This is a genomic window from Pelagibacterium luteolum (assembly GCF_900100665.1).
Taxonomy (GTDB): Bacteria; Pseudomonadota; Alphaproteobacteria; order Rhizobiales; family Devosiaceae; genus Pelagibacterium; species Pelagibacterium luteolum.
The window spans coordinates 263,646-278,206 of record NZ_FNCS01000004.1 but is presented as its reverse complement, the minus strand read 5'-3'; the positions used below and the strand labels follow the sequence as shown (position 1 = coordinate 278,206).

Genomic DNA, 14,561 nt, shown 5'->3' with positions numbered 1-14,561 from the left:
AATATGAACCAGGGGTGTTTCCCCAAATTTCCGGCTATCCCGCGGCTGGCACGCCGATTGCAATGATGTCCGTGGCAACAAAAACACAGGGGAACGGCATGACGATCAAAAGCTTGGGAAACCCGTATGACGGCAAGTCCGATCTGCGGCACTCAAAAGGGTGCGGCTGCGCCGACTGCAGTACCACTACGACAGCCGCCAGCGAAACACTGTCGAGCGAGCAGATGATGGGGCGCGCTATCGAAAGCGCCATCGTTCGCTCCACCTTTGGCCACAGCGACATATCCCGCAGAAGCTTCGCATCGATGCTCGGCGCATCGACGCTGGCCGCGGCCTTTGCGTCCGTGCTGCCGATCGACAAGGCTATGGCCAACATTCTCGAAGACATCGGGACGCCGGAAAAGCCCAACCTTCGGGTCGGGTTCGTTCCGATCACGTGCGCGACGCCGATCATCATGGCCGAGCCAATGGGTTTTTACGAGCGCTACGGGCTTAATGTAGAAGTGGTCAAAACCTCGAGCTGGGCGATCGCGCGCGACATGTCGCTTTCGGGCGAATACGACGCCTCTCACATGCTGACCCCGATGCCGCTGGCGATAACGCTCGGCGCAGGATCGACGGCGACGCCGTTCCTGATGCCGGCGGTTGAAAACATCAACGGCCAAGCGATCGTCTTGCGTAACGATCATCAAGACAAGAACGACGACCCCTCGCTCTGGAAGGGCATGACGTTTGGCGTGCCGTTCGAATACTCGATGCACAATTTCCTGCTGCGGTACTACGTGGCGGAACATGGGCTGGACCCCGATCAGGATATCCAGATCCGCGTCGTCCCGCCCCCAGAAATGGTCGCCAATCTTTCGGCTGGCAATCTCGACGGTTTCCTTTCGCCCGATCCGTTCAACCAGCGGGCCGTGTGGGAAAATGCAGGCTTCATCCACAAGCTGACCAAGGACATCTGGGAAGGCCATCCGTGCTGCGCTTTTGCATGTTCGGCCGAGTTCGCCCAGACCAATCCCAACACATATGGCAATCTCTTGCGCGCCATCATCGATGCGACGCAGTTCGCTTCGGCCAGCGAGAACCGCGCCGATATTTCTGCCGCTATCGCGCCGACCAATTATCTCAACCAGCCCGTCGAGGTGATCCAGCAGGTTCTGACCGGGCGCTATGCCGATGGTCTGGGGAGCGTGCAGGACGTGCCGGACCGGATCGATTTCGATCCCTTCCCATGGCACTCGATGGGGGTCTGGATTCTGACCCAGATGAAGCGTTGGGGTTATATCGAGGGCGACGTCGACTACCGCGCCGTCGCCGAGCAGGTCTATCTCGCTTCCGATTGTGCCACCGTCATGCGTGACCTCGGGCTGACCCCGCCCGAAGAAACCTACAAATCGCATGTCATCATGGGCAAGACCTTCGATCCGGCCGAGCCCGAAGCCTATGTCGAAAGCTTCGACATTCGGCGGAGCTGACACATGACCTTACCGCTCAACGTCAAGGCGATGATGGTGTCGCTTCTGATCCTCGCGGTCTGGCTGGGAACGTGGGAAATCGCCACGCCTCGAGCCCAGGCCACGGGCGAACTCACCGAATATGAAATGCTCATGGGCGCAGCAGCGCCCAGGGCGGGCATCCCTGCCCCATCGGCGATATTCGCCAAGGCAGTCGAGGAATTATCCAACCCGTTTTATGACGCAGGGCCCAACGACAAGGGCATCGGCATTCAAATCGGGTACTCGCTGTTTCGCGTCCTGACTGGCTATTTTCTCGCTGCGCTGATCGCCTTGCCGGTTGGGTTTCTGATCGGGATGAGCCCGCTCATGCACAGGGCACTTGATCCCTACATCCAGGTCCTGCGGCCAATTTCACCCTTGGCGTGGATGCCTCTGGCCCTGTTCCTGATCCGCGACAGCCAGGCGTCGGCGATCTTTGTGATCTTTATCTGCTCGATCTGGCCCATGCTGATCAACACGGCGTTTGGCGTGGCGGGCGTGCGCAAGGATTGGGTGAACGTAGCCCGAACCCATGAATTGGGTCCGCTTCGGACGGCATTTCAGGTGATCTTGCCGGCTGCGGCGCCCACCATCGTCACCGGAATGCGGATATCGATCGGTATTGCCTGGCTGGTGATCGTGGCCGCCGAGATGCTCGTGGGTGGAACCGGCATTGGCTACTACGTCTGGAACGAGTGGAACAATCTCGATCTCACCTCGGTGATCTTTTCCATCCTCACCATCGGCGTCGTGGGCATGCTGCTCGATGCGGCATTCGGCCAAGTGCAGCGCGTCGTGCGCTATCAGGAATAGGAGCAGACATGGATAAGCCATTTCTGGAAATCGATGGGCTGGCCAAGCGTTTTCCCAGCGGCAAGGGCGAAGACCCGACGGTTTTCGAAAACGTCAACTTCGATATCGAAAAGGGCGAGTTCGTCTGCATCATCGGGCATTCGGGCTGCGGGAAATCGACCATCCTCAATGTCCTCGCCGGCCTGGACGAGCCATCCGACGGCGCCGTCACCATGGACGGCAAGGAGGTCTCTGGACCGAGCCTTGATCGAGGGATCGTCTTTCAGAACTATTCGCTACTGCCCTGGCTTTCGGCGTTCAAGAACGTTGCGTTCGGCATTAGGGCGCGCAACCCGAAATGGTCCAAGGCGCAGGTCTCCGAGCACACGAGCAAATTTCTCGACATGGTGGGGCTGAAAGACAGTGCGCAGCACCGCAAGCCATCTCAACTGTCCGGCGGCATGCGCCAACGCGTTTCCATCGCGCGGGCCTTTGCCATCGAACCGAAACTGTTGCTGCTCGATGAACCATTCGGGGCACTCGACGCGCTGACCCGCGGCACGATCCAGGACGAGTTGATCCGCATCTGGCAGGGCACCAACCAGACCGTGTTCATGATTACCCATGATGTCGACGAAGCCATACTCTTGGCTGACCGCATCCTGCTCATGAGTAATGGGCCAGGCGCGCGGGTAGCCGAGAGCGTGGAGGTCGATATCGCACGACCGCGTCGACGGGCCGAGATCATTCACGATCCGGCCTACTACAAGATCCGCAACCATCTCGTCGACTTCCTGGCGACACGCTCAGCCCAGATCGCCGAGGGCGCTGAAGGGCCTGCAGAGGCCGGGGCACGGCCGCGTACCGTCAATCCGGCGCGCGAGACTCAGACCGATCCGACAGACGACAGCGACCGTCAACCGGCGCGTCCCCGTCTTGTCAGCTAACCCAAAAATCAACAGCCAAGAAAAAGGAACGAACCGATGAACAAGGCTGACGTCACCGAGATGATCCTCGCAAAAAAGCGCACGACCGGCATGACTTGGGGAGAGATTGCCGATGGCATCGGCATGTCCGATGTCTTCACGACCTCCGCCTGTCTGGGGATGAATGCCTTTCCACGCGACAAGGCTGATACGCTCGCCAAGAACCTCGGTTTGCCGCAGGAAGCTGCCGTCGTTCTGGCTGAATATCCGACAAAAATATTCAGTCAGGCCGTACCGACCGATCCTGCGATTTATCGGCTTTACGAAATGATCAGCGTTTACGGAGACACGATCAAGGAATTGATCAACGAAAAAGCCGGCAATGGCATCATGAGCGCCATCGACTTCGAAATGAGCGTCGAGAAAGTCCCCAATCCCAAAGGCGACCGTATCGAACTCAAGATTTCCGGCAAATATCTCGAATACAAATCCTGGTGAGACCAAAAGGGCGGGCATTGACCCGCCCTTACTTTTTTCCCGGGCGGTACTACCTGGACCAGCCCAGACGTCGTGCGATATTGGCGGCGCTCTGGCGGACGAGGTGCTTGAGATCGGGGCTTGCCTGATCGACCTTGTCGTCGGGGACCACGATCGAGATTGTGGCGCGGCACACCCCGGCCGTATCGAGAATGGGCGCCGCAATGCAGGCGATTGAATACGCCGATTCACCGGCCTGGATCGAGAGGCCCGCATCGAGCGCCTGGCGCGATGTGAGCGTTAAAATATCGATATCGGTTTCAGCCCGGCCGGTAGGTGAGGGTCGTGTCGCTTGCGTGAAGATCGCCCGGCGCTCGTCTTCGGAGAGATGTCCGACCAGCAGCCGTCCCGAGGCAGACCAGTTGATCGGCGTGCGGCTGCCGACCTGTGAGGCGACCTGAAAATGGTCTGGGCCATCGACCATGCCAAGGACCACCATATAGTCGCCGTCCCGACCGCATACCTGCACGGTTTCACCGGACGCTAGAGCAAGGTCGGCCATTTCATGGTTAGCGGCAGTCAGGAGGTCGAGATGACGGGAATAGGTCAGCCCGTAGTGATAAAGCCTGTGCCCGAACCAGAGCCGCCCGTCTTCGAAGCGATCCAGAATATCCTTTTCGACGAGGTCTTCGACCAGGGTGTAGATGGTCGAAAGCGGTGCGCCTACGGCGCGGGCAATCTCGTAAGCGGTTGCCGGGGCGTCGTTGTTTTGCAGAAAATCGAGAACCTGCATGATCCGATCGAGCGCACTCGTGCGGGTGCGCTTCGTCTTGGCGAAATCGGTCGTGGGCTCAAGTGTCGTCATTGCAGGATTCCAGGGATGGCGCGCAGGGCTCAGTTTGCATTTTTGGTCCCCGCGCGCAAACCCGTTGCGGTCAATCCGGCCAGTTAAGCGCCCCGGCCTCCTGAGCCAGCCGCCGCGCCTCGATGTTGGATACGATGGGCTCGTTCGACTTGCGCGCGGTGTCGAGTTCTTCGGTGAGACGCTCGGCGACGATATATTCTTCATCTGGATGCAGGTTGCAGGGATCGAGGTAGAAATAGCCGTGCTCGACCTCATGATCGCGGACGATGACTGGGCGCTCGCCCTTGCCGAGCCGGTCGGCCAAGTCCCAGGCGGAAATGTTGGCGCCTTCGGGATCGATGAAGATTTTCAGGCGGTCGAGGGGATTAAAGGTAGGGTCGGGATCGACAATGGCGGTGATGCCGTCACGGCCGTCGAGGGCCCTGGTCCACACGTCGAGAGCCTTCTGCTCGCGGGCGCGAATACCGGCATGGTCGCGGGTTTCCCAGGCTTCCAGCGCGGCGATGACGCCGGCCATGCCTTCCTTGCCGATCTTCATGCCGCGACCGACGCCGCGGTTCTGGAGATAGCAGGCGGCAACGAGATCCTTGGCGCCAGCGATGATGCCCGACGTCGGACCGCCCAAGAATTTGTGGCCCGAATAAAGGACCAGATCGGCACCGGCTTCAAGGAAGATTTTGAGATCGTATTCGGATGCCGCGTCGACGATGACCGGAACACCCTTTTTATGGGCGATTTCGCAGAAGGTCTTGAGCGGGATTTGTCCGTAGTCGACGACGTGGTGGGAGATCACATAGACGGCCGCAGCCGTCCTTTCGGTGATCGCACCTTCAAGCTGATAGGCATAAGCGCTGGTGGCCTGACCGACTGGCACGACCTTGGCACCGGAGAGACGGATGCCCTGCTCGACGGGTGCGCCGTAGGAGACCATATGGCCGGTCTGGATCAGCACCTCGTTATTGAGACCAGTCGTATCGGGAAGACGCTCGATTGCGGCCAGATCCTTGCCGGTCATGGCAGCCGCGCAGGCGAGTGTGATCGCCGCCGAGCACGATGCGGTGACGCACCCGGCTTCGGCGCCGGTCAGCCGTGCGATGGTGCGGCTGGCGATGCGCTGGAGATCGGAAATCTCGGTCCACTGGCTGAGGATCGCGGTGATGGTGTCGATGGCGTGCGGCACAACGATCGAGGCACCGAGCGACGTCATCGTGCCGGAGCAGTTGATGACGGGGCGCAGGCCGAGCTTCTGGCGGATATCGGTTTGGGACATGGAATAACTCAATTGTCGATGGCGACGATGGCTTCGATTTCCACCGTGATCGCATTGGGGAGGGAAGAGAAACCGACGGCTGAGCGGGCGTGAATGCCCTTTTCGGCAAAGACGGCGTTGAAGAGGTCCGAGCAGCCATTGATGACTTGCGGGTGCTCGGCGAAATCGGGTGTGGCATTGACCATGCCTAAGATTTTGACGATGCGGCGGACGCGGGACAGATCGCCCAGCGCTTCCTCCATCACAGCGATGAGGTTGAGGCCGGTCAATTTGGCGTGCTCATAAGCCTCGTCGGTCGAGACGTCGTCGCCGACCTTGCCGGTGTGCTTGCGGCCGTCGAGATAGGTTGGGCCCTGCCCCGAGATATAGAGCAGATTGCCCTCGATCACGTAGTTGACGAAATTGGCGATCGGGGGCGCGGCGGGCGGCAATTGCAGCCCCAGCGCCGCAAGGCGGTCGTAAGGGGTGTTGTCCGCGCGCTGTTGGGCCTCGGATACAGTCATGGATACTCCAGTAGTCAAGATGCCTGCGCCAGCTCGAGGTGGCGGATACAGGCGACATGGTGGTCACCGCCGAGGTCTTCGACGGGTGGGATCGTTTGGGCACACGCGTCGATGGCGTGCGGGCAGCGGGTGCGGAACACGCATCCGGAGGGCGGGTTGATCGGGCTCGGGATATCGCCCTTGAGCGGCACGTGTTCGCGCCTGCGCGTGGGATCGGGGATCGGCGCGGTCGCGAGCAGGGCTTTGGTGTAGGGGTGGCGCGGGGCGGCATAGACGAGACGCGACGGCCCGCGCTCCATGACCCGACCGAGATACATCACGACGACCTCGTCGCAGAGATATTCGACCACTGAAAGATCATGGGCAATGAACAGCAGCGTCAGGCCCAAACGCTTTTGCAGATCGCTCAGGAGGTTGAGCACCTGGGCTTGTACCGAGACGTCGAGCGCGGAAACCGGTTCGTCCGCAACCACGAATTCGGGCTCGACGGCCAAGGCGCGTGCGATACCGATCCGCTGGCGCTGGCCGCCTGAAAACTCGTGCGGGAACCGCCGCCCATGTTCAGGCTGCAGGCCGACAAGCGTTAGAAGTTCGGCCACGCGATCCTTGCGTTGCTGGCCCTTCGGGTAGCCACAGGCATCGAGCGCTTCTCCGATGATCGCTTCGACCCGCATGCGCGGGTTGAGCGAAGAGAACGGGTCCTGGAAGATGATCTGCATGCGCTGGCGAAACGCCCGCATGTCCTTGTCCGATAGCGCGAAGATGTCGGTGCCGTCGAACACGGCCTTGCCGCCTGTCGGCTCGATGAGACGCAGAAGGGTTCGCCCTGCCGTGGTCTTGCCCGAGCCCGATTCCCCGACAAGCCCGACAGTCGTGCCGCGCTTGATGGTGAAGCTCACATCTTCGACGGCATGAACGGTCTTGCCGCCGCGGCCCGTGAAACGCTTGACCAAGCCATCGACCGTCAGGAGCGGGGTTGTGGTTTCCATCGTGGCGCTCATATCTCCGCACTCCTCAAACAACGCGACAGGCGTTCGGGGCCGGCCGGTTCAAGCTGGGGCGGGACCTTGGTGCAGGCGGAAATCGAGTAGCGACAGCGCGGCTCGAAGGCGCAGCCGGGAGGCAGATTGGTGATCGGCGGCACGGTGCCGGGGATGGAATAGAGCGCCTTGCGCTCACCGGCCGGATCGAGGTCCCGCTCGGCATTGGGGGTACAGGCCAAAAGCCCCTCGGTATAGGGGTGCTTTTGTTTGGCAAAGAGCGGCACGACCGGAGCGTGCTCGACCACCCTGCCCGCATACATCACCACTACCTCATGGGCAATCTCGGCGACGACCCCGAGATTGTGGGTGATGAACAGGATCGACATGCCGAACTGTTCCTGCAGGCGGCGAAGCAGATCGAGAATCTGTGCCTGGATGGTGACGTCGAGCGCGGTTGTCGGCTCGTCGGCGATCAGCAGCGAGGGGTTGCAGGAGAGCGCCATGGCGATCATTACGCGCTGGCGCATGCCGCCCGACATCTGGTGCGGATAATCGTCCAGCCGGTTGGCGGCGTCGGGAATTTCGACATGGCGCAACATGTCAAGCGCGCTTTTGCGTGCTTCGTCACGGCTGACATCATTATGCAGCGCGATCATTTCACCGATCTGGTCGCCGACAGTGTAGAGCGGATTGAGGCTGGTCATCGGCTCCTGGAAGATCATGGCGATCTCCTTCCCGCGCAGCTTGCGAAAGCCCCGCGGACCCATGCGGGCCAGATCGTGAGCGGCGCCTTTGGAGTCGCGAAACAGCGCTTCGCCGCTTTCGATGGCGCCCGGGCGGGCGAGCAAGCCCATGATGGAAAGGGAGGTCACGGACTTGCCCGACCCGGACTCGCCGACAACGGCGAGTGTCTGGCCACGTTTGAGATCGAAGGTCACCCCGTCGACCGCCTTGGCGGTGACGCGCTTGGTCTTGAACCAGGTGCGCAGATCACGCACCGAGAGGATGGTATCGGGGGCGAGGTCTGTCATAGCGCCCACCCGCAATGGGGGCAGTTGTCCAGCGCCGCGCCAGGAGCGGGCTGGTAGCGATGGGCTGCAATCGCGTTAGCGCCGAGGATGGCGTGACGCGGCTCGAAAATCTCGTGCAGGGTGGATTTGATCCCCTTGGAGTCCTTCACCTCAAGATCACTCTTCTCGAGATCGAAGATCGTAAATTCGGCGGGCTTGCCCTTGGCGAGCAGGTCGGTGTGGTCGAGCCTTATCGCCTTGCGCGGAGCGATGGTTGCGGCTTGGACCACATCCTCGAACGCCATGCCGAGCGAAAGCAGCTTGGACATTGTGGTGCCCATGTCCCAAACGGCGCCATCCATCGAGCGATTGTGGAGATCGGTGGAAATCGTCTGCGGCAGCATGCCCTTTTCGAGGGCGGCCTTGGCCACCTCGAACGAGAACGACGCCCCGCCATGGCCGACATCGAGCACGACGCCGCGCGCGGCTGCGTCCTCAACGAGGGTATAGAGGTCTTCATCCTCAAGGATCGAGCCGCCGACCTTGCCGTTGAAGCAGTGGGTGACGATGTCGCCTTCGGTCAGGAGCGCGAGGATATCATCATAGAGCGGGGGCGGCTCGCCGACATGCACCATGATGGGGAGCTTGAGCACGCGGCCCAGCTTCTTGGCAAGCTTGACGGGTACGAGATCCCAGCCACCTGAAATAACCGCGCTGGCCCGAACTTTGAGGCCCACGATCACGTCGCGATGCGCCTCGACGGTTGCGGCGATCCTGTCGATGTCGATCGAACGCATGTCCTGGAGTTCGGTGACCCGGTTGCACGCCACGAGACCGATCGAGCCGATGTTTAGAAACGCATAGACGTTTTCGACCGCGGGCTCGATCATCAGCTCGCGCAGACCGTGAAAATTGGCTTCGCCGGCCGAACCCGCGTCGACCATCGTCGTCACGCCATGGCGGGCACCGCACTGTTCGGGGCGCAGGGAGATGTCGGTGCCGCCGTACCAGATATGGGTGTGGATATCGGTCCAGCCCGGCGAGAGATAGCTGCCCTTGGTGTCAAGGATATCGGCACCGTCTGGACTTGAGAGCTCTTGTCCGGTGTCGGCGATCTTGCCGTCTGTGCCGATCAGGATGTCGAGCGCGGCGGCGTCCACGCCGGCAAAGCCTACGGGCTTTGCGTTGCGGATGAGGAGCGCTTTGTCGGCGGGCTTGAATGTGTTGCCGATCATTTAGATGTCCTTTGCAAGACGGGGGTCGAGAAGGTCGCGCAGGCCGTCACCCAAAAGCTGAAGGGCCAGCACGGTGATGACGATCGCGAGACCAGGATAGAACAGCAGCCAGCCAGCCGAATTCATGAACTGACGACCGCCGGAAATCATCGTGCCCCATGTGGGGATGTCGGGCGAAATGCCGACGCCGAGAAACGAAAGCCCCGCTTCGGCGAGAATGGCCTGGGCAAAGATGAACGTGCCCTGGACCAGGAGCGGCGAGGTGATGTTGCGCAGAACGTGCCGGACGAGAATGACCGGGGTGGGCACGGCCAGGGCGCGTGCGGCTTCGACATAGGGCAGTTCGCGGATGACGAGCGTCGAGGCGCGGACCACGCGGGCCATGCGCGGGGCGTAAACGATGCCCAGGGCGATGACCACGTTGACCGCCGAGGCGCCAAGCGCCGCAACCAGCGCAATGGCCAGAAGGATATCGGGGAACGACATCATCGCGTCGATGACCCGCGAAACCGGCGCATCGGCCTTGCGGAAAAACCCGGCGACGAGCCCGAGCAGGATGCCCAGGATCGAGGCTACGATCACGACGGCAAACGCCACAGACAACGAGGTTTGGCCAGCATAGAGCACGCGGGTGAAAATATCGCGGCCGAGATCGTCTGTGCCCAGCCAAAACTCAGGATTGGGGGCTGTGAGGCGATTGACGATCGAAAGCTGTGCCGGGTTATAGGGCGTGAGCAGCGGCGCGAAGATTGCTGCAAGCACGACGAGCGTGATCACGATCAGCCCGATAGCGGCTGTGGGCCGGCCCAACAGTCTGATGAGGAGATTGGGCGTCTTGCCCGGTGCGGAAGAAGCGACGGCGGCCATCAGTACCTCACGCGCGGGTCGACGAGCAGGTAGAGCATGTCGATCAGGAAATTGACGAGGACGTAGAGCCCGGCGACGATCAGCAACGCGCCCTGGATGACCGGATAGTCACGACGCAGCACAGCAGAAACGATCAGATTGCCCACCCCAGGAAGCGCAAAGACGGTTTCGGTGACGATGGCGCCCGAGATCAAAAGAGCGGCCGTCAGACCGACAACGGTGAGGATCGGGATCAGGGCATTCTTTAGGGCATGGCGCACGACGACGCGCCATTCGCTCATGCCCTTCGATCGTGCAGTCCGGACGTAATCGTCGTTGAGCACATCGAGCATCGATGCGCGGGTGAAGCGCATGATGAGCGCCGAGGAGACGATACCAAGCGTCGTGGCGGGCAAGATGAGGTGGTAGAGGCGATCGCCCAGCGACGAATACGGCCCGCCATAGCCTGAGGTCGGGAACCATCCCAATCCCACGGCAAACGTCTGGATGAAGATCAGGCCGAGCCAGAAACTGGGGACCGACGCAGCAAACATTGCCACGGCCGTCATCACCTGATCGAACACCGAACCGCGCCAATAGGCGGACGCTACGCCGATGGGAAGGGCGATGATCGTGGCGATCGAGAGCGAGAAGATGGTGAGGAAAAAGGTCGGCTCGGCCCGCATCCATAGCGCAGTCGTTACAGGCTGGCCGAGAAAGATCGATTGCCCGAGATCACCGCGCAGTATGCCACCGATATAGGAGATGAATTGCTGGATGATCGACCCATCCAGACCCAGCCGTTGGCGCAGCGCCTGGATATCGGCCGCATTGGCGTCGGGGCCGAGCATGACGGCCGCAGGGTCGCCCGGCGTCACGCGGACGATGATGAAGACGATGGTGACCACGATGGCCATCACAGTCAGCATGCCGATCAAACGATTGAGTGCTGCGCGTAGCATTCAGTCCGGTCCTTTTCGAGGGCAGTCGAAAGCATTTCCGGCTCGACTGCGCGACAGAATAAGGGACGAAAGGGAGGGCAGCACAGCCGCAAGGTGCTGGCAAGGAGGACGCAAAGCGGCCCTCCCCTTCGATAAGCGTATCGGTTGCCTCCAGGGCGCCGCCACGGATAACGAAATCCGGGCAATGACGGCGCCCCTCGGGAGGACCCGACTATTCTTCCAGATAGGCGTTCCAGAAGTAGGGCCATGGGGCCGGCGTCACGCCCTCGAGAGCCGGAGACTGAGCCGCCACAGCGTTGAAATTGCCAACCTTAAAGGCCGGAACTTCCTCATAGACCACTTCCTGAACCGCAGCCCACAACTCGACGCGCGCGTCGGGATCGGCTTCGGCGTTGAAGGCGCCCAGCGCTTCGTGCTTGGCGTCCGACACCCACCAGCCGGGCGAGGTGTCGCTCATGATACCGGTCAGCGATGGTTCGGGCAGGAAGGGCGAGTGGGTGATGTAGATGTCCCACGCGGCCGGATCGGTGCGCTGCTGGGTCAGGGTTGCCCATTCGACGACGTCAAGCTGCACATCCATGCCCGCCGCCTCGAGATAGGCTTCGGCGACTTGAGCCATGGTGTAGTGAAACTCATACTGACGCGAGGTCAGGATGCGGATTGGGGACCCGTCATAGTCGGATTCCTCAAGCAGCTGCGCTACCAATTCCATATCGCCCATGGGCTTGTAGGGCTCGGTGCCGGCTTCGGTGTGCCAGACATAGCCCTCGGGATACATCGCGCCGTCGACCGAGAAGAAGTCTTCCGACCCGAACGCCGCGAGCAGCATGTCCTGGGGCGCAAGCGCGGCCTGGATGGCTTTGCGAAGGTTGATATCGGCGTTGACGCCTTCAGACGTGTTCATCACGAACACTGGCCAGCCGAACGGCGCAAGCATCACCGGCTCGGTGTTGCCGCTAGCGATGCGGTCATAGGCTTCCACCGCGATGGAATCGACATAGTCGAACTGACCGGCGACGGCGCCTTCGATGCGGGTGTTGGGATCGGGGACAGGGACGAAGCGGATTTCATCGAGGTATTGATGACGTCCGCCGCCATAGCCGTTGGGCTCTTCGTCGCGCGAGGCATAATCTTCAAAGCGCGTGAGCTGGGTGAACTGGTCAGGACGACGTTCGCCGAGCTGGTAAGGGCCGGTACCGATGAAGTCTTCCATTACGTCGGCAGACGCAATTTCTGACGGAATGACGATGGCTGCGGAGTTGTTGAGCGACAGCAGCGCCAGCAGCGGTGCGTAAGGACCGTTTAGGGTGATCTCAACGGTCAGGTCATCGACCGCCTCTACACTTTCTACGGACTCGGCGGTCTGCATGCCGCGGCTTGCGATGCGCAGCCAGCGCTCAAGCGAGGCGACCACGTCTTCGGCGGTCATGTCCGAACCGTCATGGAAGGTGACGCCGTCACGCAAGGTGATCGTGTAAACCGTGCCGTCTTCGGAAATCTCGGGCATATCGGCGGCCAGAAGTGGCACGACGGCCCAGTTGGCGTCGAACGTATAGAGCGTTTCGAACATGTGCTGGGTGATGATCCCGACCAGATCGGCTGTCGATGTCATGGGATCGAGGGTTGGCGGCTCGCCGATGGTGGCGACGTCGATGGCGCCCCCTTCTGTCTGCGCCATGGCGAAATTCGGCAAAGAAATACCGGCCAGGGCAGCGATGGCCGCTGCCTTGAGGATGGACTTCATAACGATGCTCCCTTTGTTCAATGATACATAGTTATGTAATACATATCATTGTTTTGGTATGAGAGCAGACACGATTGCGTCCGTCAAGACTGACATGTCACAAAAGGATCAAACGTGAGGTCGACCAGTGGCCAGGGTGCGGTCAGACAAAAATCGAGATCGTGAACCAGACGACGGCACAAAGCTGCACGACAAACCGTAGCCAGGGGCCCTTGCGCTCTGCGGCCCTGCACACAGCGAACGTGATGAAGCCGTTGTAGGGTAGTGCGGAGAAATAAGCGATGCCGATGGCCAGGCCGGACGCACGGTGCGCGGATAATACGAGGACAGCAACAAAGCTCAGCCCGGTCAGGATTGTGCCGATCAAGAGCATATCGCGCCAGAACAACGTGGCGAGCGGCGCGGTTCCCGAGAGGCGGGTGGTGAAATATCCTGCAACCGCCGCCCACGGACCAAGCGATGCCGGCTGGGGCTGGATCGGTTCAAGGTCGTCGCCGGAGACATTTAGGCCCGATCCCCGGTTCATGATGACGTCAACACAGGCTATGGCATCCTCACGCCGGAGACATGACCCGGTGTACCGAGCCGTTGCCATCATATACCGGCGCAACTGTGTGGGGCATTAGTTTTTCATGGACCGCTTTTAGTAAGGCAGGATGTCGCGCGAACGCCTAGTGACAACAGTCTCTCACGCCGCCAAAAACCTGCTCATGGCTCGCACCAGCAATGGGCTATCGGACGGCTGGCACATCGAGGCATTGGCGGCATCGATAACGTCCTGCGACGCGCGCCCCTCACGCAAAGTAATGAGCGCACGGGAGTATGCATCGTCGAATTCGGGGTGTGGCTGGAAGCTCATTGCGGCGCCATTCTCATACGCCAGGCCGGCATTGGGCGCGAACTGCGAACGCAAAATCACTCGTGCTTCGCGCGGCGGAGCGATCACCTGATCCTGATGCGAGCAGGCGATCGACAGGCTGGCGCGCGGCAGATCAAAATGGGGTCGGAATGGCAGAACCTCGTAGGTGTGACGCCCGAGCCCCCACCCCTTTTCCGACTTGCGCACCTCACCGCCCAAAGCATCGGCGATCACCTGGTGGCCAAAGCATATGCCGATCATTTTCGTTCGCGCGGTGTAAGCGCTGCGGATGAAGTCGCGCAAAGGCGGTAGCCAGGGATGCGTCTCGTAAACGCCTGCCGAGGATCCTGTGATGACTACAGCTTCACATGATTTAGCATCGGGGATCGGCTCACCGTCCGCGACCTTGATCACCTCATAGTCGAAACGCGCGCCGTCGCGCTCGAACATGGCGCGGAACATCTCAGGGTAAGACGGAAACCGGTCGGACAAGGATATCGGCACAACGCCGGTCTGCAAAATGGTCAGGCGCATCGATCAAAGACTTCCAGCGTGCAACAAAGACAAGCGGGCGACTGGATGACAGCCGCCCG

General features: G+C 60.9%; 15 protein-coding genes. 4 read left to right on the top strand and 11 right to left on the bottom strand.

The genetic code is table 11. The features are described from left to right. The first annotated feature begins 104 nt into the window (after positions 1-104). From BLR31_RS10105 to cynS, 4 genes are read left to right on the top strand one after another with little or no spacing between them, the layout of a single operon-like run. Positions 105-1,475: a CmpA/NrtA family ABC transporter substrate-binding protein gene (locus BLR31_RS10105; protein ID WP_425287230.1), complete on the top strand. Its 1,371-nt coding sequence runs from the start codon at positions 105-107 to the stop codon at positions 1,473-1,475. Between the two features lie 3 nt (positions 1,476-1,478). Then, the gene (gene ntrB, locus BLR31_RS10100; protein ID WP_090595579.1) at positions 1,479-2,309 is read left to right on the top strand and encodes a nitrate ABC transporter permease; all 831 of its coding nucleotides are present in this window, start codon (positions 1,479-1,481) and stop codon (positions 2,307-2,309) included. A gap of 8 nt (positions 2,310-2,317) precedes the next feature. After that, entirely contained in the window at positions 2,318-3,235 is a 918-nt protein-coding gene (locus BLR31_RS10095) for an ABC transporter ATP-binding protein (protein WP_090595577.1), read from the top strand. A 36-nt stretch (positions 3,236-3,271) separates the two neighbouring features. Beyond that, positions 3,272-3,712, top strand: a complete 441-nt coding sequence (gene cynS / locus BLR31_RS10090) for a cyanase (RefSeq protein WP_090595574.1) — start codon at positions 3,272-3,274, stop codon at positions 3,710-3,712. A 49-nt stretch (positions 3,713-3,761) separates the two neighbouring features. Here the strand turns inward: cynS and BLR31_RS10085 are convergent, their stop codons facing one another. The 11 genes from BLR31_RS10085 to BLR31_RS10035 all read right to left on the bottom strand — a co-directional run bounded on the left by BLR31_RS10085 (position 3,762) and on the right by BLR31_RS10035 (position 14,502). Beyond that, a complete protein-coding gene (locus BLR31_RS10085) occupies positions 3,762-4,556 on the bottom strand; it encodes an IclR family transcriptional regulator (protein WP_090595572.1) in 795 nt (264 codons plus the stop codon). 70 nt (positions 4,557-4,626) lie between these two features. Next, a complete protein-coding gene (locus BLR31_RS10080) occupies positions 4,627-5,826 on the bottom strand; it encodes an aminotransferase class V-fold PLP-dependent enzyme (protein ID WP_090595569.1) in 1,200 nt (399 codons plus the stop codon). Between the two features lie 8 nt (positions 5,827-5,834). Continuing rightward, positions 5,835-6,329: a RidA family protein gene (locus tag BLR31_RS10075; protein WP_090595567.1), complete on the bottom strand. Its 495-nt coding sequence runs from the start codon at positions 6,327-6,329 to the stop codon at positions 5,835-5,837. A gap of 14 nt (positions 6,330-6,343) precedes the next feature. Continuing rightward, positions 6,344-7,330 carry an ABC transporter ATP-binding protein gene (locus tag BLR31_RS10070; protein WP_090595564.1) on the bottom strand — a complete coding sequence of 329 codons (987 nt, stop codon included), beginning with the start codon at positions 7,328-7,330 and terminating at the stop codon, positions 6,344-6,346. Then, positions 7,327-8,343, bottom strand: coding sequence for an ABC transporter ATP-binding protein (locus BLR31_RS10065; RefSeq protein ID WP_090595561.1), 1,017 nt, complete (start codon positions 8,341-8,343; stop codon positions 7,327-7,329). The genes BLR31_RS10070 and BLR31_RS10065 overlap by 4 nt, the downstream gene beginning before the upstream one ends. Further along, positions 8,340-9,557, bottom strand: coding sequence for an amidohydrolase/deacetylase family metallohydrolase (locus BLR31_RS10060; protein WP_090595558.1), 1,218 nt, complete (start codon positions 9,555-9,557; stop codon positions 8,340-8,342). The genes BLR31_RS10065 and BLR31_RS10060 overlap by 4 nt, the downstream gene beginning before the upstream one ends. Beyond that, positions 9,558-10,424: an ABC transporter permease gene (locus BLR31_RS10055; protein ID WP_090595556.1), complete on the bottom strand. Its 867-nt coding sequence runs from the start codon at positions 10,422-10,424 to the stop codon at positions 9,558-9,560. Further along, the gene (locus tag BLR31_RS10050) at positions 10,424-11,365 is read right to left on the bottom strand and encodes an ABC transporter permease (RefSeq protein WP_090595553.1); all 942 of its coding nucleotides are present in this window, start codon (positions 11,363-11,365) and stop codon (positions 10,424-10,426) included. The genes BLR31_RS10055 and BLR31_RS10050 overlap by 1 nt, the downstream gene beginning before the upstream one ends. A 211-nt stretch (positions 11,366-11,576) precedes the next feature. Next, positions 11,577-13,109, bottom strand: a complete 1,533-nt coding sequence (locus BLR31_RS10045; RefSeq protein ID WP_090595550.1) for an ABC transporter substrate-binding protein — start codon at positions 13,107-13,109, stop codon at positions 11,577-11,579. A 142-nt stretch (positions 13,110-13,251) separates the two neighbouring features. Next, a complete protein-coding gene (locus tag BLR31_RS10040; RefSeq protein WP_090595547.1) occupies positions 13,252-13,635 on the bottom strand; it encodes a hypothetical protein in 384 nt (127 codons plus the stop codon). A gap of 162 nt (positions 13,636-13,797) precedes the next feature. Next, positions 13,798-14,502, bottom strand: a complete 705-nt coding sequence (locus BLR31_RS10035; protein ID WP_090595544.1) for a glutamine amidotransferase-related protein — start codon at positions 14,500-14,502, stop codon at positions 13,798-13,800. Positions 14,503-14,561: the final 59 nt, after the last annotated feature.

What these genes read in the sequence shown, in the direction of transcription:
- ntrB (WP_090595579.1), top strand. Translation starts at nt 1,479, where the DNA reads ATGACCTTACCGCTCAACGTCAAGGCGATGATGGTGTCGCTTCTGATC.
- BLR31_RS10095 (WP_090595577.1), top strand. Translation starts at nt 2,318, where the DNA reads ATGGATAAGCCATTTCTGGAAATCGATGGGCTGGCCAAGCGTTTTCCC.
- cynS (WP_090595574.1), top strand. Translation starts at nt 3,272, where the DNA reads ATGAACAAGGCTGACGTCACCGAGATGATCCTCGCAAAAAAGCGCACG.
- BLR31_RS10085 (WP_090595572.1), bottom strand. Translation starts at nt 4,556, where the DNA reads ATGACGACACTTGAGCCCACGACCGATTTCGCCAAGACGAAGCGCACC.
- BLR31_RS10080 (WP_090595569.1), bottom strand. Translation starts at nt 5,826, where the DNA reads ATGTCCCAAACCGATATCCGCCAGAAGCTCGGCCTGCGCCCCGTCATC.
- BLR31_RS10075 (WP_090595567.1), bottom strand. Translation starts at nt 6,329, where the DNA reads ATGACTGTATCCGAGGCCCAACAGCGCGCGGACAACACCCCTTACGAC.
- BLR31_RS10070 (WP_090595564.1), bottom strand. Translation starts at nt 7,330, where the DNA reads ATGAGCGCCACGATGGAAACCACAACCCCGCTCCTGACGGTCGATGGC.
- BLR31_RS10065 (WP_090595561.1), bottom strand. Translation starts at nt 8,343, where the DNA reads ATGACAGACCTCGCCCCCGATACCATCCTCTCGGTGCGTGATCTGCGC.
- BLR31_RS10060 (WP_090595558.1), bottom strand. Translation starts at nt 9,557, where the DNA reads ATGATCGGCAACACATTCAAGCCCGCCGACAAAGCGCTCCTCATCCGC.
- BLR31_RS10055 (WP_090595556.1), bottom strand. Translation starts at nt 10,424, where the DNA reads ATGGCCGCCGTCGCTTCTTCCGCACCGGGCAAGACGCCCAATCTCCTC.
- BLR31_RS10050 (WP_090595553.1), bottom strand. Translation starts at nt 11,365, where the DNA reads ATGCTACGCGCAGCACTCAATCGTTTGATCGGCATGCTGACTGTGATG.
- BLR31_RS10045 (WP_090595550.1), bottom strand. Translation starts at nt 13,109, where the DNA reads ATGAAGTCCATCCTCAAGGCAGCGGCCATCGCTGCCCTGGCCGGTATT.
- BLR31_RS10040 (WP_090595547.1), bottom strand. Translation starts at nt 13,635, where the DNA reads ATGAACCGGGGATCGGGCCTAAATGTCTCCGGCGACGACCTTGAACCG.
- BLR31_RS10035 (WP_090595544.1), bottom strand. Translation starts at nt 14,502, where the DNA reads ATGCGCCTGACCATTTTGCAGACCGGCGTTGTGCCGATATCCTTGTCC.